The organism is Paenibacillus catalpae, from assembly GCF_900112695.1.
GTDB lineage: Bacteria > Bacillota > Bacilli > Paenibacillales > Paenibacillaceae > Pristimantibacillus > Pristimantibacillus catalpae.
Genome location: NZ_FOMT01000001.1, coordinates 257,473 through 279,300, shown reverse-complemented (window position 1 = coordinate 279,300; position 21,828 = coordinate 257,473). Strand labels below are relative to the sequence as shown.

The 21,828-nt window shown below is 47.3% G+C and carries 17 protein-coding genes and 1 other annotated feature; of the genes, 4 read left to right on the top strand and 13 right to left on the bottom strand.

The annotated features are described in order from the left end of the window. Window positions 1-279: 279 nt before the first annotated feature. The 7 genes from BM200_RS00950 to BM200_RS00920 all read right to left on the bottom strand — a co-directional run bounded on the left by BM200_RS00950 (window position 280) and on the right by BM200_RS00920 (window position 8,492). Complete coding sequence (locus BM200_RS00950; protein WP_091180290.1) at window positions 280-1,716, bottom strand: glycosyl hydrolase family 28 protein; 1,437 nt, start codon at window positions 1,714-1,716, stop codon at window positions 280-282. A gap of 117 nt (window positions 1,717-1,833) precedes the next feature. Further along, window positions 1,834-2,259 carry a hypothetical protein gene (locus BM200_RS00945; protein WP_091180287.1) on the bottom strand — a complete coding sequence of 142 codons (426 nt, stop codon included), beginning with the start codon at window positions 2,257-2,259 and terminating at the stop codon, window positions 1,834-1,836. 490 nt (window positions 2,260-2,749) lie between these two features. After that, window positions 2,750-3,103: a hypothetical protein gene (locus tag BM200_RS00940; protein WP_091180285.1), complete on the bottom strand. Its 354-nt coding sequence runs from the start codon at window positions 3,101-3,103 to the stop codon at window positions 2,750-2,752. Window positions 3,104-3,227: 124 nt separating this feature from the next. After that, the gene (locus BM200_RS00935; RefSeq protein WP_175532695.1) at window positions 3,228-4,307 is read right to left on the bottom strand and encodes a stalk domain-containing protein; all 1,080 of its coding nucleotides are present in this window, start codon (window positions 4,305-4,307) and stop codon (window positions 3,228-3,230) included. A gap of 241 nt (window positions 4,308-4,548) precedes the next feature. Beyond that, window positions 4,549-5,310, bottom strand: coding sequence for a hypothetical protein (locus BM200_RS00930; protein WP_091180280.1), 762 nt, complete (start codon window positions 5,308-5,310; stop codon window positions 4,549-4,551). 150 nt (window positions 5,311-5,460) lie between these two features. Continuing rightward, complete coding sequence (locus BM200_RS00925) at window positions 5,461-7,131, bottom strand: glutamine--tRNA ligase/YqeY domain fusion protein (protein WP_091180277.1); 1,671 nt, start codon at window positions 7,129-7,131, stop codon at window positions 5,461-5,463. Window positions 7,132-7,220: 89 nt separating this feature from the next. Further along, window positions 7,221-7,478 (bottom strand) — a binding site (T-box leader). Between the two features lie 84 nt (window positions 7,479-7,562). Next, complete coding sequence (locus BM200_RS00920; RefSeq protein ID WP_091180275.1) at window positions 7,563-8,492, bottom strand: glycoside hydrolase family 43 protein; 930 nt, start codon at window positions 8,490-8,492, stop codon at window positions 7,563-7,565. A 205-nt stretch (window positions 8,493-8,697) separates the two neighbouring features. Between BM200_RS00920 and BM200_RS00915 the strand changes: the two genes are divergently transcribed. Continuing rightward, entirely contained in the window at window positions 8,698-9,186 is a 489-nt protein-coding gene (locus BM200_RS00915; RefSeq protein WP_091180272.1) for a pyridoxamine 5'-phosphate oxidase family protein, read from the top strand. An 84-nt stretch (window positions 9,187-9,270) separates the two neighbouring features. Here BM200_RS00915 and BM200_RS00910 read toward each other — a convergent pair whose 3' ends face one another. From BM200_RS00910 to BM200_RS00900, 4 genes are all read right to left on the bottom strand, one after another. Then, on the bottom strand, window positions 9,271-12,942 hold the full coding sequence (locus BM200_RS00910) for a glycoside hydrolase (RefSeq protein ID WP_245772844.1): 3,672 nt from the start codon (window positions 12,940-12,942) through the stop codon (window positions 9,271-9,273). 36 nt (window positions 12,943-12,978) lie between these two features. Further along, window positions 12,979-13,137 carry a hypothetical protein gene (locus tag BM200_RS29855; protein ID WP_175532694.1) on the bottom strand — a complete coding sequence of 53 codons (159 nt, stop codon included), beginning with the start codon at window positions 13,135-13,137 and terminating at the stop codon, window positions 12,979-12,981. Between the two features lie 154 nt (window positions 13,138-13,291). After that, entirely contained in the window at window positions 13,292-13,672 is a 381-nt protein-coding gene (locus BM200_RS00905) for a MerR family transcriptional regulator (protein ID WP_091180270.1), read from the bottom strand. 101 nt (window positions 13,673-13,773) lie between these two features. Further along, window positions 13,774-14,814 carry an NAD(P)-dependent alcohol dehydrogenase gene (locus tag BM200_RS00900; protein ID WP_091180267.1) on the bottom strand — a complete coding sequence of 347 codons (1,041 nt, stop codon included), beginning with the start codon at window positions 14,812-14,814 and terminating at the stop codon, window positions 13,774-13,776. A 167-nt stretch (window positions 14,815-14,981) separates the two neighbouring features. Here BM200_RS00900 and BM200_RS00895 point away from each other — a divergent pair, with 167 nt between their 5' ends. From BM200_RS00895 to BM200_RS00885, 3 genes are read left to right on the top strand one after another with little or no spacing between them, the layout of a single operon-like run. Then, a complete protein-coding gene (locus BM200_RS00895) occupies window positions 14,982-16,397 on the top strand; it encodes a spore germination protein (protein ID WP_091180264.1) in 1,416 nt (471 codons plus the stop codon). Further along, a complete protein-coding gene (locus BM200_RS00890; RefSeq protein ID WP_175532693.1) occupies window positions 16,394-17,479 on the top strand; it encodes a GerAB/ArcD/ProY family transporter in 1,086 nt (361 codons plus the stop codon). Before BM200_RS00895 ends, BM200_RS00890 begins: the two co-directional genes overlap by 4 nt. Beyond that, complete coding sequence (locus tag BM200_RS00885) at window positions 17,476-18,579, top strand: Ger(x)C family spore germination protein (RefSeq protein WP_091180261.1); 1,104 nt, start codon at window positions 17,476-17,478, stop codon at window positions 18,577-18,579. Before BM200_RS00890 ends, BM200_RS00885 begins: the two co-directional genes overlap by 4 nt. Before the next feature lie 53 nt (window positions 18,580-18,632). Here the strand turns inward: BM200_RS00885 and BM200_RS00880 are convergent, their stop codons facing one another. Both BM200_RS00880 and BM200_RS00875 read right to left on the bottom strand, forming a co-directional pair. Continuing rightward, window positions 18,633-19,766 carry a serine hydrolase domain-containing protein gene (locus BM200_RS00880; protein WP_091180259.1) on the bottom strand — a complete coding sequence of 378 codons (1,134 nt, stop codon included), beginning with the start codon at window positions 19,764-19,766 and terminating at the stop codon, window positions 18,633-18,635. A gap of 35 nt (window positions 19,767-19,801) precedes the next feature. Beyond that, complete coding sequence (locus tag BM200_RS00875) at window positions 19,802-21,775, bottom strand: beta-galactosidase trimerization domain-containing protein (RefSeq protein WP_091180257.1); 1,974 nt, start codon at window positions 21,773-21,775, stop codon at window positions 19,802-19,804. Window positions 21,776-21,828 lie beyond the last annotated feature (53 nt).

Here is a 21,828-nt window from a genome sequence, read left to right as displayed (position 1 = left end):
AATTGTAAGCGCATCAAAAAAATGAAAATATCACACTTTTACAAGATTCCTTGTAATTTTCGCTGTAAAAGAGCTACCTTTGTTAGCCTCTCAGAGGAGGGATGTATCTTCTTCCGGTCGCTGTTGCCTAAACTTTGCCTGAACAATTTATACAAGGTTGCAAAGTTTAGACAAAGGCGAGCGCTGCGCTCCTCCAGAAGATACATCTCCTCTTTGAAGCACAAAAAAAGAGAGCCATCTTACAAGCTAAAATTAATAACTTGTAAGACAGCCCTCATATTAAGTAAATGTAAGCCGGTTAACATGCTCTCCCAGCTCGAAATTGCCGGAGGCGGAATCGGTGATTTTGCGATCGTTAATGTAGAAATTATCGATTGTGACTCCGTCGATGCAGCGCTCCGCATCAAACCCGTTAAGGCGTGAAATGGTTTTGTCGCTGCCATTGTAGTAGATGCCATCGAATGTTATTTGCTCGATTCGATTGCCCGGTACCGGATTGTAATCCGGGTTCCAGATGACGCGGATATCGATGATCCGCCCAAGCTCAAAAGGCTCGATCCGGATGTTGCGGTAGGTCACATGACGGACTGTATTTTTGTCCCCGGCGTTGATCGTCAGACAGCCCTGATAATTATCCTGAGGCTCGTGATGTTCGAGGATGTCGATATTTTCGAAGGTGATGTTTTCGATCAGAGTTCCTTCTGCATGGTAATCCCCATGCGTGCCGATCATCGTTGGATGAGCCACGTCTGCCCAGAGCGTTGAATTTTTTACCGTTATGTTCCTTGTATCACCGTAGTAGCCCCAGCGGTGTCCGTAGATGGCAATACAGTCATCCGAATTGCGCATAAACACATTGTCAATCTCGACATCACAGCAGGACATCATATCAATGCCGTCTGACCAGCCTCGGGTGCTGAATGACTCGAAGTCGGTTATCCGGATTTGATGGGACTGACCCAGATAGATGCTGTAGTGAGGCGGATCAATGACGGAGATCCCGGAAATGTCGATATGATGAGCGTACATCAGACGGACCCCACGAAAGGCAGAGAAGCGTCCAAACTCCGCCAAATAGATCATGCCTCGACCCGAGATTTGCACGTTTTCAACCTTATCACAGACAAAGGATCCGGCTACATAAGCACCTCCTTCGACGTAAATCTTATTGCCCGAAGGCACGTTAATGATAACTTGTTCGATATGATGCAGTCCGGACTTGAAGTATAACGTATGATAGCGGTTATCCAGCAGTTTCTCCTGCAAGTCTTCAATCCGGTGGATGCGAGGCTCGATGACAGCAACGCCGGGATCAGCCGGATCCGGCTGATTCGTTTCCAGCTCTTTTGCTATCAGATGCAGGTTATGGAACCGGTCGCCGTTGATTTCAACCGAAAGCTTCTGCGGCTTGGATAAACGGAACTTGATTGTCCTTTCATCAACTCTCTCTGCCTTTATGCCGGTTGAAAGTGGCCGGATCACGGCTTCCTTCACCGGTTCCCGGTTACAGGCGATCTTCACCTCCACTTCTCCGCCGAAATCAAATTTGACTAGAGAGGCCTCCCTGACATAATGCATGTCGACCTTAACAAGTAATGCCTCCGTCTCAACCCACTCCCCGCCGGGAGTACGCAGGTGTACGGTGAAGTCATTATTTTTAGGCAGCGCTCTTGGAATGGGATAAACGACTAGCGAGTTAACGGCGGTCTTAGCCAAGCGGAAACACTCTCCTCATTTGTTGTTCCATTTATTCTACTGACGCTGCCGTCCTCCTAACAATCGCAATTTTGCGAGATTTCTTGTAAAAAAGAGAGAGGAATCAAGAACTGACGATTATGGCTTCTCTTTTTTATCGACAATGACCCATTCCCACTGATCAAGCTTGGCCTTTATCTGGATCGGAACTTTGGACGCACCATACTTAACCTGTTTGGTGTCTTGATCCACGCCTTTGTAAGTGTACTCCACCCAAACCTTGCCTCTCACGAAAGTATGGAATACGTGTCCCATGCTTAATTTAAAACGAATTTCGTCATCCTCTTCGCGATTCGGGAAATCAATAAACTGCAGGAACTTGTTTTTTACCGGGTCTGACACACGAGACTCATCAAGCTGAATGCCATTTTTACCGTCCATATAGATCGAGGTTACCGTTTCTTTCACACTTTGCAGAATCCATATGTAGAAACTGAGGTAGACAGCGAGAATTACGATTACCAGTACAGTCAACCTTACTCTCCAGCTTCGTATGCTAATCATCCTGATATCTTCTCCTTCTTGGTATAAAATTCAAAAGTATTAAGGAGCAGTCCCAACACTGGATACGACCCAAAACGGCCCAAACTTACTAAGATAGAATGTACCCATAGATCCACCGGTAGTCCTATCAACGAAATTGGTTACATCGTACTCATGGCCATAATGTCGATCATAGCGATTCATATCGGTTATGTTTGATGTAAATACACTTCCCAGATGTAAGCGGGTCAGCATATACCTGCGAGTTGTTAATTCCGGAGACAAGAAGCTAACAATCCACATGAATAAAATAATAATGATGACCATCCTGGTTTTTGTGCTTTTCTGCAGCTTAATAATCTATCACCTCATCGTTTAATATTCCATAATAAGGATACAATTCCAGTTGTTAGACGACAGATATACGTGAATAGTTTCGTTTATACTCAAAAAAGCACCAGCTGGTAAGGTGATCCCTACACAGCCGGTGCCTTTCCGAGCACTCCATTCTCTAGTACGTTCTTACCCACTCGAAGCATCTGCATACAAAAGCGAAGGTTTCATGCTCTACTTCCGTCACCCTGAAATTTATATTCTCAAGCTGGTCTGCTGACTTATCCTGAATTTTGATATCTAGCCGGAACGCTCCTTGGAAGCTGCCTATTGTTAGATCTTTAACATCTTCAAAGGTAATGATTAATTTGGGCCCTTCTGGAACTAGCGGAAGTGAACTAAGCGTTATAATCAAGTTATCTGTCAGAATCCCCATCTCATTCTCGCAACGTACCAGATTAAAGGATTGTATGTAGCAAAGCTTGTAATGTTTTTGATAAAAACTCTGTATGCGATCAGCCGTATTTTTCATTCTTGGACAGCCTCCTTTCTTAAAATATACGCTACTCCGCACAAATGAAAAGGACCATCTTCTAAGATGGTCCTCGAGAACTATTAAACTCTGGCAACCAATTGTCTTAATAGGCAGCCTGCTTTTATTTATAATCTTCAATAGCTCCCCTTATCTCATTGGCCAACTGCTGATCATATGCAAGTTGAGGATGAAGGACAATCCCCTTCGAAAGAATGATTAGCCCTTTGCTATAGTAAACGTTCAAACGCAAGGGTTCGGCAATCGCTCGAAGCGGAACAAATGCACGGCCATTTCGAACCTCATACTCCGAATCTTTTAGGCTAAACACTAATTTATGAGAAGGAGCATCTTCCAAATACTCATGCTCAATCGTGATCTCTTCCCGCTTCTTGTCATAATTGACGGCAGCCCCCAAAGCATGCGATATAAAGACAAGAGGCACGTAGGACGTACCTTTTTTGACATATGATGCAACTTTAGAGTTCGACGGGTCAACCGTTTGATGCCTGCCAAAGACTAATGCCTGCGGTTGATTCACAATCAGTCCGATTGAATGGTTCATCAGTTCGGTTACTGCGTCCTGACATCCTTCATCCTTCTTATAGAGATCGATATAATCCGTAATAATAGCAATTGCTTCTTGCCGGATATCTTGAACCAGGCTTTTATCGGCAAGTACCCTCTCCAGATAACAATAGCTTAAATCCATTGCTTCAGACGACCCTTGCGATCTTGCAAGGGAGTTTACTAATGCCACTGTCATGCTGTTCGGCAAAGATTCAGCGGCTAGTCCAAGCCAATACGTATCCGGCTCCAAATAATGATCCAACACCTTCAAATACCCCAGCACAAATAATTCATCTCCACGAAGGGTCTTAACGTTGAGAGAACTTGCGGGCTTGCCATAAACAGCCTTTGCGTACTGATTCATAATATCGCGATCATCCCATTGGCTGCTGGAATAGATTGCGTTTATCACTGCAGCTTTATGATCAATTGGATTTTTCTCGGATGATAAAAACTGGGCAATCTCCGGGCTAAATCCCAAGCGGTGTGCTTCGGCCACCATATCAATATCGAGATAGGCTCGATAAATGGTTGTTGAGGTAATCGGAGAATCCGCAAATGCCTTCTTCTCTCCAATATTCATTGATACTAAGAACAATATGAATGATAGAAGTACTGCCAGATTTCGTTTCATCGTGAGTTTCATCCTCCCAATTCTATTATCGTTCCTCCTATTAGAAACAGGAAATCCTATTAACGAAATCATTGATTCCAACTATAAATACAAAAAAGCCCCGCAACCCCAATATTACCACATGCTGGAATCTATGTGTTCATTAATATTTAATAGTACTGGATTAAAAAGAACTGCTCACTAGTGCAGAGAAGCAGTTCTTCTTAAATATTTCTCCATTTTATACGCGGTTACTACGTTGTCAGTCGGTTATCTGCCACTGTATCGTGAATGCTCCCTTCGCCTCATCGCCGCTAACGACGATTCGCACAGTAGAAGGGATCTCTACTCGATAGGCAATCCAATCTCCACCGTCACTTATATCCTTCGTATAGGAACCGCCTTCCGCATCCAAATGCGTGCCATACCCGCCTCCATTCGTAACCTGCCACTCAATGCGATAGGACAATGTTTGACCACTGTCGAGGTGAATGGGGATTTCTTTATCTCCATTAAAATAATCGAATTCCGCCCGGTAGCTATCGGCGGTTCTCGTTTCCGTCCACTGCCTGGCTACTGTGAAATCATTCACGGAAACATAAATGGCTGCGGATAATAGCAGAATGGCTGCAACTGCGTTATAAGGCCAGCATCTGCGCAAGAAGTAAACGGCAGCAAGAAACGCAAGCGAACAGGCAATCCCATACATGCCAGCAATCAGACTCAACATCCACTGGTTTGGAAACCAGACTACAAAAGGCACATACCCTCCGAGCATATAAAGCATCACCGTGAGTATCCTCTTGAACGGACCAGACTTCCATTTATAAAGCGCAACGTCCACTACGACTGAGAACAGTACAGCATAGACATAAATAAATGTCCATAATGAAAGCTCTTTGGTTAACTGAGACATCTGATAAACGTGCGGGCCAACAACCATAACTAAAAAACCGAGAAATATAATTCCTGCGGCTGCAAGTTTGGAAGCAGCAGCATTGGCAATCCGAGACCATCTTGGCATAGTAACATTCCCCTTCACAGGTTTCTTGTTACAAAGGTACCAGCACGCTTATCTGCCGAACAGTTCTAACTTTCATAGAACCCTGAATCAAGCTCTGTCTTAAGACTAAAAAAAGGCAACCGCTTGAGATCGGCTGCCTTAAATTTGCCATTAGTTCGATCTTTTCCAACTATCCTTCAAAGGCACAATACGGTTGAACACGCGGGTATCATGCTTCCTGTCTACGCTAAAATAGCCATGGCGCAAGAATTGGAACTTTTCTTCCGCTCGTGCATCTTGAACGAAGGCCTCCATAAAAACGTCCTTTTTATGAACCAAGGATTCGGGGTTAATCTTGGATGTCCAATCTTCGCTGTCCTTCGGGGTATCCTCGTCTAGAAGCAATTTTTCATAAAGGTTTACGTCCGCCTTCACACAATGATCCGCAGAGACCCAATGGATCGTCCCCTTAACTTTGCGCCCTGTGAATCCCGTACCGCTTTTTGTAGCCGGATCGTAAGTGCAGCGGAGCTCAACTACTTCGCCGGTCCCAGGTTCCTTGATCACCTCTTCGCAGCGGATGAAATAAGCCCCTTTAAGCCTTACTTCACCACCTGGAATAAGCCGGTGAAAGCCTTTGATTGGCTCCTCCATAAAATCATCACGCTCGATATATATCGTTTTTGAAAAAGGAACCTCTCTTGTTCCCAGCTCCACGTTTTCGCTGTTATTTTCTATCACCAACAACTCTGCTGCATCTTCCGGGTAGTTCGTAATAACCACTTTTAAAGGCTGCATAACCGCCATGACGCTGACCGTTTTTTCTTTCAGATCTTGTCTGACGAAATGATCCAGCAGCGAAATATCTACGGTGCTTTGCGTTCGAATGCTCCCGATTTCTTCAATAAAGCTGCGTATGCTCTCCGGTGTATAGCCTCTTCTCCTTAAGCCTCGAATGGTCGGAAGTCTAGGGTCATCCCAACCGTCCACATAGCCGCCTTCCACCAGCTGCCTTAAAAAACGTTTGCTCGTTACGACTCCCGTCAAGCTTAAACGACCAAATTCTCTTTGCCGCGGAGGCTCAGCAATGTTTAATTCATTCAGGACCCATTCATACAAAGGCCGATGATCCTTGAATTCAATCGAGCATAACGAGTAGGTGATTCCTTCAATGGCATCTTGAATCGGATGGGCAAAATCATACATCGGATAGATGCACCACTCGCGCTTAGTCCTGTAATGTTCGGCGTGGATAATACGGTAGAGTACCGGGTCACGCAGATTCATATTGGGCGAAGCCATATTTATTTTTGCGCGTAATACCTTGGAACCTGCGGGGAAAGCGCCATTTTTCATTTGCTCAAACAGCTCCAGATTTTCCTCCGCGGAACGCTCCCGATAAGGACTGTTCCTGCCCGGCTCCATTAAAGTCCCGCGATACTTTGTTAATTCATCCGGGGTAAGATCACAAACGTACGCTTTCCCTTGCTTGATTAAGGATAGCGCTGCATTGTAGATCTCTTCCGCGTAATCCGAGCCATAGTAGATATGCTCTTTGGGATCGTATCCAAGCCATTTGATATCCTCAATAATGGCATGGACAAACTCGATATCTTCCTTGAGCGGATTCGTATCGTCAAAGCGCAAATGGAAAGCTCCCTTATATTGCTGAGCGATCATATAATTCGTATGAATGGCGTACGCGCTCCCGATATGAAGATAGCCATTTGGTTCGGGAGGAAACCTAGTGCACATCTCCCTGCTAAAAGGGTTTTGCTCCAGCTCCTCATTAATAAGTCTATACATGTGGTGCTCCGCTAAATGTTCCTTGGGGTTTTCCATTGCCAACTCCTCCTAGAAAAAATGATCACGCCATTTTCGCTTTTGGTTAGAAACAAAACAAAAAAACTTCACCTCCAAGACAGTTATGTCTTGGGGACGAAGTTTCGCGGTGCCACCCCAGTTTATTAATATGTCGCCATATTAATCTCTTCAAGTACGGCATTGCTTGCTTGGCAATGCTTATACTCTAGCCCTGTAACGGGAGCACCCGTCATGCCATCACCGGTTCCGGATCCAGCATGCTGCTCGGAGGCTTGGTTCGGGGAAAAGTTCTCTGCTCCTTCTCAGCTGCCGGAGCTCTCTGTATGAGCATGTTTTTCCCTTACTCTTCTCGTCATCGCGTTTAAATCGTTGCTTATTATAATATGAATAATTCCCTTATTTGTAAATGATATTCGGGTCATTTTCTTGTCTCGTGCTGCCGCAATCCGCTAAAACCCGTTTTTAATTCTGTTATACTCTTCCACCGTAATGGAAAGCACCGTACCATGCTTAAAGCGGTAAGGGAAGCTGAAGCTTTCATCCGACCGGATAAAGACCCCGCCGTCCATCTCATCGGCTATAAAAGGAACATAGCCTTGCCCTTCCCCTGCAACGCCAAAGAAGTCCAGCATCAGACACCACTTTCCGTTGCTTAGCTTATAGGCCGTTGGGGCTTCATAAGCGCTGCTGCCAAGCCTCTCCATTTCCCTATTAAAAGCATCGATGGTTATGTACTCACCAGTCAGAGATTCTCCCTTTTGCATAATAACGCCATGCGGGTTTGCTTCACTCTTTACGAACCGGTAGAATTTCCCGTTATCCTCGTAAATAGCGGAATCAATAACCCCGCTGTCTTCCTTCCGGTACATCAGCTGCGGTGTCGTGAAATTCTCAAAATCCTTTGTCCGGGAGTAATAAATGCCTTTATGCCCGTAATCATCGGAAACATGAGACGAGGACCAGTGAAGCACGTAATCTTGCTCGAGCCGATCATAAATGACGTCCGGTGCCCATAAACAACCATAATCCTCATCGCCTAATCTGATCATTCGTTGCTTAGACCAGTTCACAAGATCATCCGATTCCCACACGGAAAGACATTTGCTCCCCTCCCTCGTAATAGTCTCCCAGCTTCCCTTGTACTTGTTATGAAAATGATTAGCAAGACCCAAATCAGTCGCGAGGATATAAAATTTGCCATGCTTCGTCCGCACGATAGTATGGTCCCGCACGCCTTTATCCCCTTGTTCACTCCAAAGAACGGGTTGTCCATCGTTAACCTGTTCCCAATTAAATCCGTCCCTGCTTATTGCAAAATATACCTGCTCGCCATCAGGGGTTGTCTTTTCCTTAAAATGCACGAATAAATAAGCTTCCATAGAAATCAACTACTCCTCTCGATGACCGAAAGACGGTTCTTTCCTGTTCACCCCGATTATAAACATCGGTTCATTCCACAACAATAATGTATAACAGCGAAAAACTGACCTATCGTGCTTAATCTAATTATCTAAAAAGTGGTTAGACGAAGCGTATCGCGTGTAATACTATATCGATACATCAATTTCAGACGGGGTGATAGGTATGAATCCAAATTCAAATCATCAAGAAGCGGTCGAGAAGGTTCGGGAATTAATCAAAGACATTGAAATCGCGATGCTCACGACGGTATCGGAGGAGGGCCTAGTGTCACGCCCGATGAAAACCCAGGACGTTGAGTTTGACGGCAGTTTGTGGTTTCTTACAAAGAAGGACACGGAGAAATTCCATGAGCTGTGCCGGAACAAGCAAGTGAATGTGGCCTATGCGGATAAGTCCTTCGTCTCCATCCGCGGTGAAGCGGAGCTTGTGGAAAGCGCTGAGAAAATAAAAGAGTTCTGGAACAAAGCCTACGAGGAATTACTGGAGACCACTTACGATGATCCGAACCTCGTCCTTATCAAGGTCAACGTCGATACGGCCGAGTATTGGGATTCAGGCAATAAATTCAAGATGGTGAAGTTCATGTTCAATAGACTATTGGGGAAAAATACAGAAGGTATGGAGCTCAATCAGACTGTGGAATTGAGCTAGAATTCGTTAGGAACAAGGACGGCCATCCTTTATGGAATGGCCGTTCTTTTCATTTTTCTGCAGCTGTCAAATACGCTTTCACGACTACTTCTCGATCTTAATCCAGCTGATCATCGGTTTGGAGTTGCCTGCTTTTACCGCTTTAACAATGATCTCGCCGTTTACTGCGGAAATATCCTCAAACACCTTGGCTTCGCGGCTTGCGCCAATCACATAATTGGACAGCTTGGTCTCGCCGTTAATCGTCACATTCATGTTTCGGTCGCTCGACTTCCATGGATCATAGAAGCCAACCGTCACCCTATACGTACCGTCCGGCAGCTGGAAGCGGTAAGCGAGTCCTTTGCCGTTCTCATTGCCATCGTATTGACGGATCGTTTCGTAAGCATCTACCGGAGAGGTTTGAGCCCAAGTCTGTCCGTTATCCGCTTCATAACCCCACTTCATGCCCGTAATAGGGTCAAGGCTATACTCCTGCTCTTCCTGTGACTGGAATACGCCAAGCACTTCACCGTCCTCAAGAGTTCCCGGCGTTCCATCCCCGGCATCAACATAATAGACCACGCTATTATTCGAGTTAGGCGTTGCGTCCATTGGAGCGGATTCCGTTTCCACCGTGCCCCGGACCGCAACAACCTTGAATGAATAGGCCGTATTGTTCTGAAGGCCCGTGACAACAGAAGAGCCTGATGCAGCAGCAACCTCAGTCACCGTACCTCCGTTCTTCGCAGCATAACGGATGAGATAGCTGCCAGCGCCATCCACTTCCCGGTAATGAAGCACAACTTGCCCGTCGCCTTCTTTGATCTGATAGATTTCCGGTGCTGCCGTCAGGTTCTCCGGATTACGGGCAGCCTGCAAATAAGCAAATTGTGCATCCGCCCAGCTATGAAGCCCTACGCGGCCGCTTGTGTACATCGTATCTTTCACATCAAAGATGAGCGTACCATCGAGATAGGCTTGAATATGCTGGCCGTTCAACCGGACTTCCATATTGTAATACTCCCCTAATTTCGCGGAGAATGGCACCGGATCAGCCAGATTCTGACCATCCCTGCGAAGGACAAGAATGCCGTTCTCATAGCCAAACATGTACCCCTTCGAGTAACTGCTTCCGCGGAATGTAACGCCCCAATCCGCTTCGCCCAGGGCATGCTTCGCAACAGCCGTAATCGTACCGTCAATCACCGTCAGATTATTAACCCCAATCTCACCGCGGTTATTGCCGCCAGATGCATGCTTCAGCAGACCATCTTCGATGACCCACTTGCTTACATCCTGGCTATAGCCGGTGAGAGCTCCGCTCGTAAAATCATCCTTGAACCGGACTTCTCCATTTGCAGGTGTTACCGACGTTTCGGCATAGCCCGTTCCTTTACCGCCTTTGCCAACTGTCGATACGCGAATGGTGACAGCCTTGCCGTTCGTCAAACCGGTCAATACCGTCTTATTGCCGCTGATCTGCTGGACATTATTGTTTAACGTTGTTTGTACCGTATAACCAACAGCTCCTTCAACGGAGCCAAAGGTAAGCAAAGCTTCCCCGTTGCCCGGAATTGCAATCAGCTTGCCAGGTGCTGCAATGTTTGGCTGCACTTTAAACTCAGCCGTTGGTTTGCTGGTGTTCTTGCCGTCTACGGCCTCAATTACACCGTAATAGACCTTTCCGTTCATAAGTCCATTGATTTGAATTTTCCCGCTCGTTTCTTGCGTTACATATTGCGTGTCGTATTTGCCTTGTTGGGTACCATAACGGACGCGGTAAGCAGGTACACCGATTTGAGTGTTGTAGGTAATGGTAAAACCGCCATCCGTCCCTGCGGCTTTGACGACTGCCGGAGCAAGCAGCTCAGGCGTGCCATATGCGCGTTTGGATGTTGGTCCAAAACCGTTGTCATTAGCCGCACGGATAGTCACATAATATGAAGCATTGTTTTGCAGACCTTGCAGCACAAAGGAATCCGCAGACATATTCGATAATTTCAATACTTTTTTGCTATTCTTGAAGCCATACTCCACTTCATAGTTATAAGCGCCTTTCGGAGCTTTGAAATCTACTTTCAATCCTTTGTTCAAAGGCTCTACCTTTAAAATCTGAGGAGCATCGGGCTTCTTGTTTTCTTTGACCACATCACCATTAAGCGTCACGATCGAACGTGCTGGAATGACCGCGTCAAAGGAACCGTCAGCCGAAGCCGGAATATCTGCTCCTCTCTCCAAATCTTGATCCGCCGATGTTACATAGGGCTTCAGCACATGAATGGCCTCATGATTATCGATGCCGCTTAATTCTACCTTGATATGCTGCTCTTTGCTGCTATCGTTGACGAACACCGTTGTAACGGTATTTTCTCCGTCATGCTTGTATGCGGAACCAAGCAGCGCGCCGTTGCGCGCGTCTTCATCGAGTCCGGTCAGTGCAACACGCTCTGCGCCCGGGCGGATAAATTTACTGTAGTTGCCAAGAGTCCAGAACATTTTGGAAGTGAGGATATTCTGCTCATCACCCGGGTTATGGTAATCGGTATAGATCAGGCCATCCTTGTAATCGCCTGCCGATACAGCCGTCCACCACTGCCAGGCAGAGGCATTCGCTCTCGCCAAATCGAAATGAATCGTCTTCGCAATATGGAGAGCGGGATCAATACCAAGATCACGGCCAGGTCCGTAATCTCCGAGAATGCAATATTCGCTAACCCAGTAGACGGCTTCACGGTCATATTTGTTCAGATTGGAGAAGAGCAGGTCTCTTAATGTCCCGAGACGGTCATCCCCCGGATTGCTGTAATCCGACCAGTAGGAGTGGGAAGCGATATGATGCCCGACGGCTTCCTGAAGCTCCGGATCGCCAAGCAGGTCTTTAATATATTCGCGGTATTTGCCTACGCCCAGGCTGTTCGAACCGCCCATATACTTTTCTTGACCCGAGAACGATTTGAATACTTCGTCATCCAGCAGAGCTGTAATTTCAACACCATCTGGTGCGCTGATCTGCGAATTCAGCCCTTTGGCTTTCAATTGACTATACAGCTCGAGAATGACCCGCTTAATATCGTCGTTGTTGTAACGGTTGCCTTCCTGGCCGGCTTTGTTCCAGTCCCAGGTTGGTTCATTAATCGGGCTGATATAGTTAAGATTAATGCCCTGCTTCTTGAAATGCTCGATCACATCCGTCAGGAAGGCGGCAAATTCGTCCTCGTACCCTTCTTTCAAGTTCGTCGATCCAACGGCAGCATCCGGCTGGGCATGACCGTTCTTCGTCATCCATACGGGAGGGCTGTTGACGAAGCCGATGAGCGTGTCGACGCCCCGATCCTTGGCTGCTTTCAGGAACCATTGCTGACCGGCCTGCTTGCTCCAATCATAATCGCTGTCCTCCGAAGCTTTGAACGTTTCCACACGGCGCCATGGATCCGTAATAATCGTTTTGTCCGTCTCCGTTGAGCCGGCTCCGATATTGAAACGCCATGCGGTTAAGCCAATCCCCTTGTCTCTCGAGAAGAGCAGATCCGCTACGCGCGATTTATTTGCTTCCGTCCAATTCTTGCCGAGCTGCTCCATCGACCAGGCATCGGATGCTCCAAAATTATCGATTTCCTGGAAGGTTGTTGACGCATCCACGTTAATCACGGCATCATAGGTGACTGCCGGTTTTACGGCCTCGGCGGCAAAAGTCGGACTTCCGAATGAGGTAAGGCTGATTACAGTGCCAAGCATCGCTGCTGCGGTGCTTTTCTTAAGCTTGAACGGTTTCACTCGTTTTCCCCCTTAAGTCAATTGGTCAAAAACATTTCATCTGCCCCAAACGCTTGCTGTACCTGTTTTCTCCTCCCAAGGAAAAAAGAAAACGGTTTCATGAAACCGGTTTCTTAATCCTTCAAAAAGATGGAGCACTCCATCTAAAAAGGGCTCCACGCTCTCGATTTTACTTCCTGCCACTTCCGTCCACATCCTACTTTACTCCCAAAAATCCCCGTTTCAAGTCGCTATTTTTGTCTGATTATGGCCTTTTATGTTGGAGCAGTCGTAAACGGCTGCCACATTTCTTTTATTTCAACCAAAAAGAAAAAGCAGCCAGCGGCTGCTTTTTCTTTCATCTCGTCGTTTAAGATCTGGACAAAGCTTTCTCGGTTTCATGTAAGGATTGTCCATAATTCTCGATCTTGGAGTCTAGCCGCCCCATCGTTTGGACCATCTCCTCAATCCGGAGACGAAGCTGCTCACGTTGTTCAATAAGCAGATCTTTTCTTGCGCTTAAGGTGCAGTCTCCTTGTTGAAACAAGTTGACATATTCAATTAACGCCTCAATGGGAAGACCTGCGCTCCGCATGCATTTAATAAACTCAACCCATCTAAGATTATCTTCGTTGTATTCTCTAATTCCATTATTATTGCGGTTAACAGGGGGAATGAGTCCGATCCGTTCATAATAACGGAGCGTATCCTGCGACAGTTCAAACTTGGCGCTTACTTCAGCCATTCTCATACGGATTGTTCCCTCCAAGAATAAGATCTATTCTTTATAGTCTACCACCTGGAGTGAACTCCAAGTCAAGAGTTGGCTCACCGATCCCTCGTTTTCCCAGCTTACAAAGTTGAAATATCAATGACAAACCGGTAGCGGACATCACTGCGCAGTACACGCTGGTACGCTTCATCCACTTGATCCGCGCTGATCCGTTCAATTTGCGGCTTGATGCCATGCTCGGCAGAGAAATCAAGCATCTCCTGCGTCTGACGAATCCCGCCAACAAGCGAGCCTGCAAGATTACGGCGCTGCATAATCAGAGAGAACGCATGATAGGTATCTGCTTCGCTTGGAGCTCCCACATTAACAAGCGTTCCGTCCACTCGAAGCAAGGACAGATAAGCATCCACATTCAGATTAGCAGACACGGTATTCAGAATCAGATCAAAGCGGTTAGCCAGCTCTTTAAAGGTAGCAGGGTCGCTTGTCGCATAATAATGATCCGCACCAAACGCCAGTGCTTCTTCTTTTTTGCTCAAGGACTGGCTCAATACGGTTACTTCCGCGCCTAATGCATGCGCATATTGAACAGCCAGATGGCCAAGTCCGCCCATGCCTACGATTGCTACTTTTTTGCCTGGACCGGCGTTCCAATGCTTGAGTGGAGAATAGGTCGTAATGCCGGCGCATAACAGCGGGCTTGCCACGTCCAGCTCCAGGCTGTCCGGAATACGGACAACAAATCGCTCCGTCACGACAATTTTCTGGCTGTAGCCGCCATGAGTCGGCTGGCCGTCATAGTCCAATGCATTATAGGTACTTACTACGCCTTTCGTGCAAAATTGCTCCTCGCCCTTAAGGCAGTACTCGCATTCCCCGCAGGAATCCACAAAGCAGCCTACACCAACGCGGTCGCCAACAGCAAACTGAGTTACAGCTGAACCTACGGCTTCTACAACGCCGGCAATTTCATGGCCGGGGACCAGCGGGAAGATCGTCTCTCCCCATTCGCCAAAGGCGGTATGAATGTCAGAATGACAGATTCCGCTGAATTTAATATCGATCAGAATATCGTCCGGACGCAAAGCTCTCCGCTCTATCGTCGTTTTTTCGAAAGGTGCTTTCGCACTTGAAACACTCAGTACATGAGATTTACACATCGTTTCTCTACTCCTTTGTCTTGAAAAGATAAACACAATCGGAGTATACATGCTGGAGTGAACTCCATGTCAACACGTTGCCGCTGAGTTAAACATCTCATTACTCATAATTTACCTAATACTTGCTCATAATAGGGACAAACTCGGAATCAGAAGAAGGTGATGACATGACATTAAATAGCGCTGCAATTAACGATTACTTGTCCTATACGGAGGATTTAATAACGCAAAATCTCACCTTTCATAACGAGAGGTGCACGATCCTTTACCTGGAATCTCTTACGAAAATGGAACTTATTCAATTCAATATTATACAGCCCTTTCTTGAGGAGGGCTTCGCTGCCATCGAAGCTGTCTCGGGCGCCCGTCAATCCTCGGATCTTCCCCTTATCGGGCAGGCTTTGCTGGATGGTTATTGCGTTGTTTTGCCCGACAGCCGCGCAAAGGCTTATATGATTTCCGCTGCTCTATTGCACAGCCGGTCAATCGAAGAGCCTTCGGCCGAGCAAATTATCAAGGGTTCGCATGAAGGCTTTGTAGAAAGCTTGAGCACAAATATCTATCTGCTTCGCTATCGGGTCAAAAGCCCGCAATTGAAAGTGAAATATTTTTCAATGGGGTCTCTGACCAATACAAAGGTAGCAATGGTCTATATGGAGAACCTGGCCGACCCGAATATCGTAAAGGAATGCGAAAAGAGACTGCGATCCATTAATCTCACGCATTTAATTTCAACCGGCGAAATCGATGAGATGATCGAGGAGCATCCGCTTTCCCCGTTTCCCCAATCCCTGCATACGGAACGTACGGACCGGGCGGTCTCTTATCTGCTCGAAGGTAAAATCAATATTGTGGTCGACGGAAATCCAACGGTATTAGTGATTCCGATTAAGTTCTTCACCTTCTACCAGTCGCCGGATGACTATAACAGCAGGTGGATTACCGGCTCCTTTTTCCGTTTTGTCCGGATGATCAGCTTTGTTCTGGCGATCAGCCTGCCTGCGATCTATATCGCCATCGTGTCGTTTCATTCGGAAGTGCTTCCTCCCGGCATTCTATATTCCGTTAAGGTTTCTTTAACCTATGTACCGTTCCCCCCGATTGTGGAGGCTATTGCGATGCAGATTATTCTGGAGCTGCTGAAGGAAGCATCCATACGGCTTCCTTCTCCTATTGCCCAAACGATCGGGATCGTCGGCGGTTTAGTTATCGGAACGGCTGTCGTGGAGGCTCATCTTGTCTCTCATACGATGATTGTCGTGATCGGACTGACGGCCATCGCTTCCTTTGCGGCCCCGCTAAATGAATTTGGAACAAGCCTGCGAATATTAGGATTTCCGACCATGCTCGCTGCCGCCTTATTTGGCTTCTTCGGAATCTCGGTTATGATGATGGTGGTTTTTATTCATTTATGCAAAATCGAAACGTTAGGAGTCCCTTACTTCGCGCCTTTTGGGCCGTTTAAGGGGAAAGAGAGCATGAAGGATATTTTCCTGAGACTGCCGGTTTGGAAAACCGAAAAAAATGCCCAAAAATCCGGTTCACATAAACAGTCGTTTACCCAGAGGTGGAAACGCCATTGAATAATTCCATTACAAAAAATCAACTGTTTTTCCTGGTCATCAAAACCCAAATTGGAATAGGACTATTATCATTGCCTTCGGACATTCAGGAATCTGCCGGCGGAGATGCGTGGATATCGGTGTTAGGATCAGGAGTGGTTATTCAGCTGTTGATCCTGGCGTATTGGCATTTATGCAGCAGATATCCAGAAAAGAATTTAAGCCAAATGACTGTCCTCTTTTTCGGAAAATATATCGGGAGAGCCGTGAATTGTATTTATTACGGCTTTTTTGTCCTCATTGCGGGGTATGCTTGTACGCTATACGTAAAGCTCATTAAAGTCTGGCTTCTGCCTCTGACTCCAAGCTGGGTTCTAATCCTGCTAATTATCGTAATCGGAATCTATCTCGCAGTCGAGGATTTGCGTGTTATCGCAAGATTTTATCAATTAGCCTCCGTTCTGCTTTTTGTCTTGTTTGCCATGAGCTTGGCAACCTTTGTAAATGATGTGCATTTGTCCAACGTTTTGCCTGTAGGTCAGGCCGGTATATCCCAAATCTTTAAAGGCAGTGGAAAAACGTTTTTTGCGATGCTCGGCTTTGAGGTTATCCTCTTCTTTATTGCGCAGGTGAAGGCGTCTCCTCGGGAGGTGATGAAGACCTTAACTTTGGCCAACTGTTTTGTGACCTTGTTCTACTCTTATTTTGTCTTTATTTGTTTGATCGGCTTTAGTCAAGAAGCCTTGTCCAAGGTGAAAGAACCTGTCTTGTTTCTGCTCAGGGGATTAAGCTTCCAGCTCTTTGACCGGTTGGACTTGATCTTCCTGTCCATTTGGATCATTCCCATGTCAACTACGATTGTTTCTTATTTATGTTTAGCTGGCAAAACCCTTACAACAACAAGAAAAACCTATCAAAGAATGGTTAGGATCAGCGGCGTGCTTATTTTAATGCTGGCCATCTACATGTCTACGCGGGAAAGCCTGGATACCTTCAGCAAATGGATGGAATACGGCTATCTCATTATGATCGCGGCTGTTCCCCTTCTCATGTGGACGATGTCCTTCTTACTGCTAAGCTATCATAAGAGGAGATTGACATGATGAAAAAGCTCATACCGGCTGTCTGTTTAGGGATTCTGCTGCTCCTTCCCGGTTGCTGGGATGCCAAAATGCTGATCAATAAGAAATTAGTGAACGGGATTGCCCTAGACACACAGGAAAACGGTCAAATTCTGGGGACGGTTAAGGCGATTATTCTGGAGAGCAAAGGTGGCGGGCAATTCGACGTTAAGGATAAATTAGCTCAATCGACCGGTCATAACATTCCCGAAATCGGCCATAAAATGGACAGCATGCTGCCCGGGACGATTGAAGCGAATAAAGCGTTTGTCATTATTATCGGCGATGAGCTTGCGCATCAGGGGATCATGCCCATTTTGGAGTTTTTTTACCGTCTTCCTAAAGCCTATCTGAATACAAAGGTGCTGATTGCCAAAGGTCAAGGTTCCGACATTTTATCGGTTCCGGAGGTTGAGAACAACCCGATTGCCTTTGATATCAAGCAAATGGTAAATAGTTCGGAAAGAACATCTCTCGTTCCTAGTCAGACCTTGTACTCCCTGTGGAACCAGATCTCAGACCCGTCTGAAGATACGGTATTACCCATCATTCGAAAAATGAGCAACGGCGCTTTAGTCATTGACAGCATCGGGTTGTTTAATGAAGATACTTTTACGGGAGTAACCTTGGCACGTAACGATAGCAGCCTGTTAATGCTGCTTAAGGATAAGATGAGCAGCGTAGCATGGCTGGATATACCGCTGGGAGAGAGTGTTGTTTCCTTTGAAGTGCGCAAGATGAAACGGAGTTTCAAAGTGACTGTCAATGACCAAACACAATCCATAGAAAGCAAAATACGGATTGATTTGTATGGCAATATCGACAGCTATACAGGCAGTCCGGACTGGATTATAGATTCAAAACAATTAAGCAAGGAGCTGGCTGAATCCCTAAATAAGCAGGCTGCCAAAATTACGGGCATTTTGCTGAAGGCAAACTGCGATGCCTTCGGGATAGGACGCAAGCTGAAAGTGAGTCATTCCGAGCTTTGGAAAACGATCGACTGGAAGAGCAAATATCCGGAGGTAAAAATAACGCCGGAAGTTCATATTCATATCACGAGCACCGGCGCTCTTAAATAAACAGAGAGAGTCCGTTCCATTGGAACGGTCTCTCTCTCTGTTTCTAAGGGAAACTACAAGCTCGCGTATACGATATTTCTCAACCGCGGATGCACGTAAGGCTCCTGGTTATTAAGCAGATGCTGCGCATACATGACCGTCAGCCGTGAATCCGGATCGATAATCGCCATACAGCCTGCGGCGCCGCTCCAGCCAAACTCACCAAGCGGGCTGAGCGACCCGCTGCGCGCCTTGGAGACATGTGTTCTGACGCCTAGCCCATAGCCATAACCTGTAAGCTGCTCCCATGAGTAATCACCCTGCATTCGCTCGGTTAATTGATCCGTCCGCATCAAATCGACCATTGCAGGCGATAGAATGCGTACGCCATCCGGGCTTGTTCCCTTATTGGTGAGCGCATTCAGGAAAAGCGCATAGTCGCTTACCGTAGACAATAGTCCTGCACCGCCGCTTTCGAATTCGGTTCCGATACGGTAGCCGTTCCCGTCTTTGCGCACGGGCCTGCCCAGCTTGTCGTTATATTCATATTGCGGAATCAGACGGCTTTGCTGCTCGTCAGACAGATCAAAGCAAGTATCGTGCATGCCTAGCGGTCCGGTTATTTCATCCCGGATATAGGTGCTGAAGCGCCGTCCGTCCACTACCTCTACGAGTGCCCCGAGCACATCATGACATAGGCTGTAATTCCAGCGGGTACCCGGCTCGAAGAGCAGCGGCTCTTTGGCGAGTGCCTCCGCGAAGGCGCGTGTCGGCACCTTACCCTCTGTCCGTTCCACAACCTCCTGCACGGAAGGTGATCCGATATCATAAGAGAAACCGGCTGTCATGGTGAAGAGATCACGCACTCTGACAGGCCTCTTCGCCTTCTCGATTGCAACCTTGCCTTCCGGCAGCCGCTTGCGAACGTTCATCTCGGTGTATTCCGGAAGATAGGCCGATAACGGATCATTCAGCAGAAGCTTGCCTTGTTCAACAAGCCGAAGGGCCGCCACGCAGGTCATGATTTTGGTCATCGAATAGATATTGAAGATCCGTCCCTCTTCGATTGGCGTCTCCTCTTCCAGACTGGAGTAGCCGCTCCGGTAACGGAATACGGTCTCATTACGATGAATGACCATAACCTCCGCCCACGGGATGCGCCAGGAGGTTAATCGGTCGATAAATTCAGTCAGCGGTCTACTATTCATGATAGTTCATCCTTTTATTGTTAATCGTCAGCCTCTTATTCATAATCGATAACGGCCATCTGATGGCACTCTACAACAAGCACGGTATAATTGAGCACTCCATCCTCATAGCTGAACGGCAGCGGTGTCATCTGTGGTGCCAGATAGACTTTCTTCACCGGACTCGCCGTCCTGACGGAAACCTGAACATTATACAACGGCACGATATCCTCGATTACTTCAATACCATCCCCCCGGCGTACTGGGGAAGCATACAGCAAGTGGTTAACCAGCCGGCTCTGCTCCTTCTGCTCCTGGAGGGTGACCACCCCTTGCGCAGGCAGATTGGTCTGCAGCGTCTTGCCTGGGAGCAGGCGATTCAGCGCGTAGAGAACCGATTCCTTCAAGATCAGGCTGCCTTTGGCGGCGTAGTCATCAAATACGTTCCAAGCAATATAGATCCCGCTTGCGCTCTCTACCATGCCTGGACCTCCATAGGCGTGGCTGCTCGGCGTATGCTGATGGGAGCAAAATGTAAATGCATCCCGGTTAAAATACGGGTCCTCGCGCCTTCCAAGCTCGGTGCCGCCGGCAAGCTCGATTTTTTGTCCCCGGGAATAAAAGATGAATGATGCCTCCCCTAAACTCGCCGGCTTAAAGAAAGGCCGGAAATAATCCGGTTGGAACGCATTTTCTCCCAAATACCTTACTCCGAGATCAACGGCAAAATGACTGCCTTCGGGATTAAGTCCGGACCAGCCCGTGGCGAGAATTTTGCCGCCCTGCTGCAAGTATTGCTCCAATTTAACCTTTAAATCATCCTCTACCGCCACATAATCCGGCATTATCAATACTTTATAGGCGGTAAAATCATGCTCCATATCAACGACATCAAACAAGAATTTCCCTTCAAGCAGCATGCGTACGGCCCCTGCATCGGAATTCGTCTTGCGCTGCCCGTCCCTTGCCTTCCCATGCACACCGGTTGCTTCAAGCGAGAGAAGCGCCACATCGGCAACATTGGTCGTCTTAACGCACCATGCTTCCTTACTCTGGACCTCGCTATAGGCTTCTCCAATCAGAGCATAAGTTGCCTTATCCATATACCCGTCGGGATGCAGCTGGTCACCGATCGAGCACTTTGCTCCATTGGCTATGCTAAGCGCCGCTTCGTACCGAAGGGCGTTCGGATGCTTATAGCCGCCAAATTCTCCCCAGGACGTATGGAATTTCCCGGTCATGCCGAGGAAATCAACGCCTAGCGTTTGTGCGTACCTGGCCGACAGCGGGAAGTGGTCATAGCCCCAGCCGCCCGTCGGCAACGATTCCAGCTCCAGATGGCTGTTCATCCTTGCCAGATCACGGCGGCCCCGCTTAATGTGACCGCCATTATGGAAGATCGGCAGACCCGGTTTAACAGCTTCCACCGTTTCCTCAACCCTCGCCGTATAATTGGCATACGTCTTTTCCCACAGACTCCGCATCGCCTCTTTGTCCCTCGGATCCTTCCCCTCGCGCAAGGCGCTTTCCATACAGTTATGGCAATAGCATTTGCGCACGCCAACAATGTCAAGGAACAAGCCGTCCGCGTCATAGCGGGACAACACTTCGTTAATCTGAGCAAGGAGAATATCCAGGTAAGGGGAATTCATGCAAAATTGATGATAACCCGGCTCCAAAAATCCCTTCACCCAGCCGGTACTGTCATTCTCATCGCGGATCAGCCATTCCGGGTGACGTCTGGCAAGCTTCTCGTCAAGACCGGCCGACAAGTATACGGGCGTTTTTACGTCAATCTCATGAGCGGCTTCGATTGCTGCGCCAAGCAGGTCAAAGCTGAGACCCGGATGAATCTCATTGGCTTCCGAAGGATGATAAGCCCAGCCGTGATGACATTTGGAGAACAGCGTAATGGAATCCACATGGCCTAGCCGCAGCATTTCCTGAAACTGCTTTTTGTCAAAACGGGCTCCGATCGGGTTAATTGCTTCGGAGGTATGGAAATCAAGATGGACCTGGCGAAATCGCATATTCTGTCATCCTTTCCGGTTCGTATACGTTAACTATATAAGTTCAACGCTTG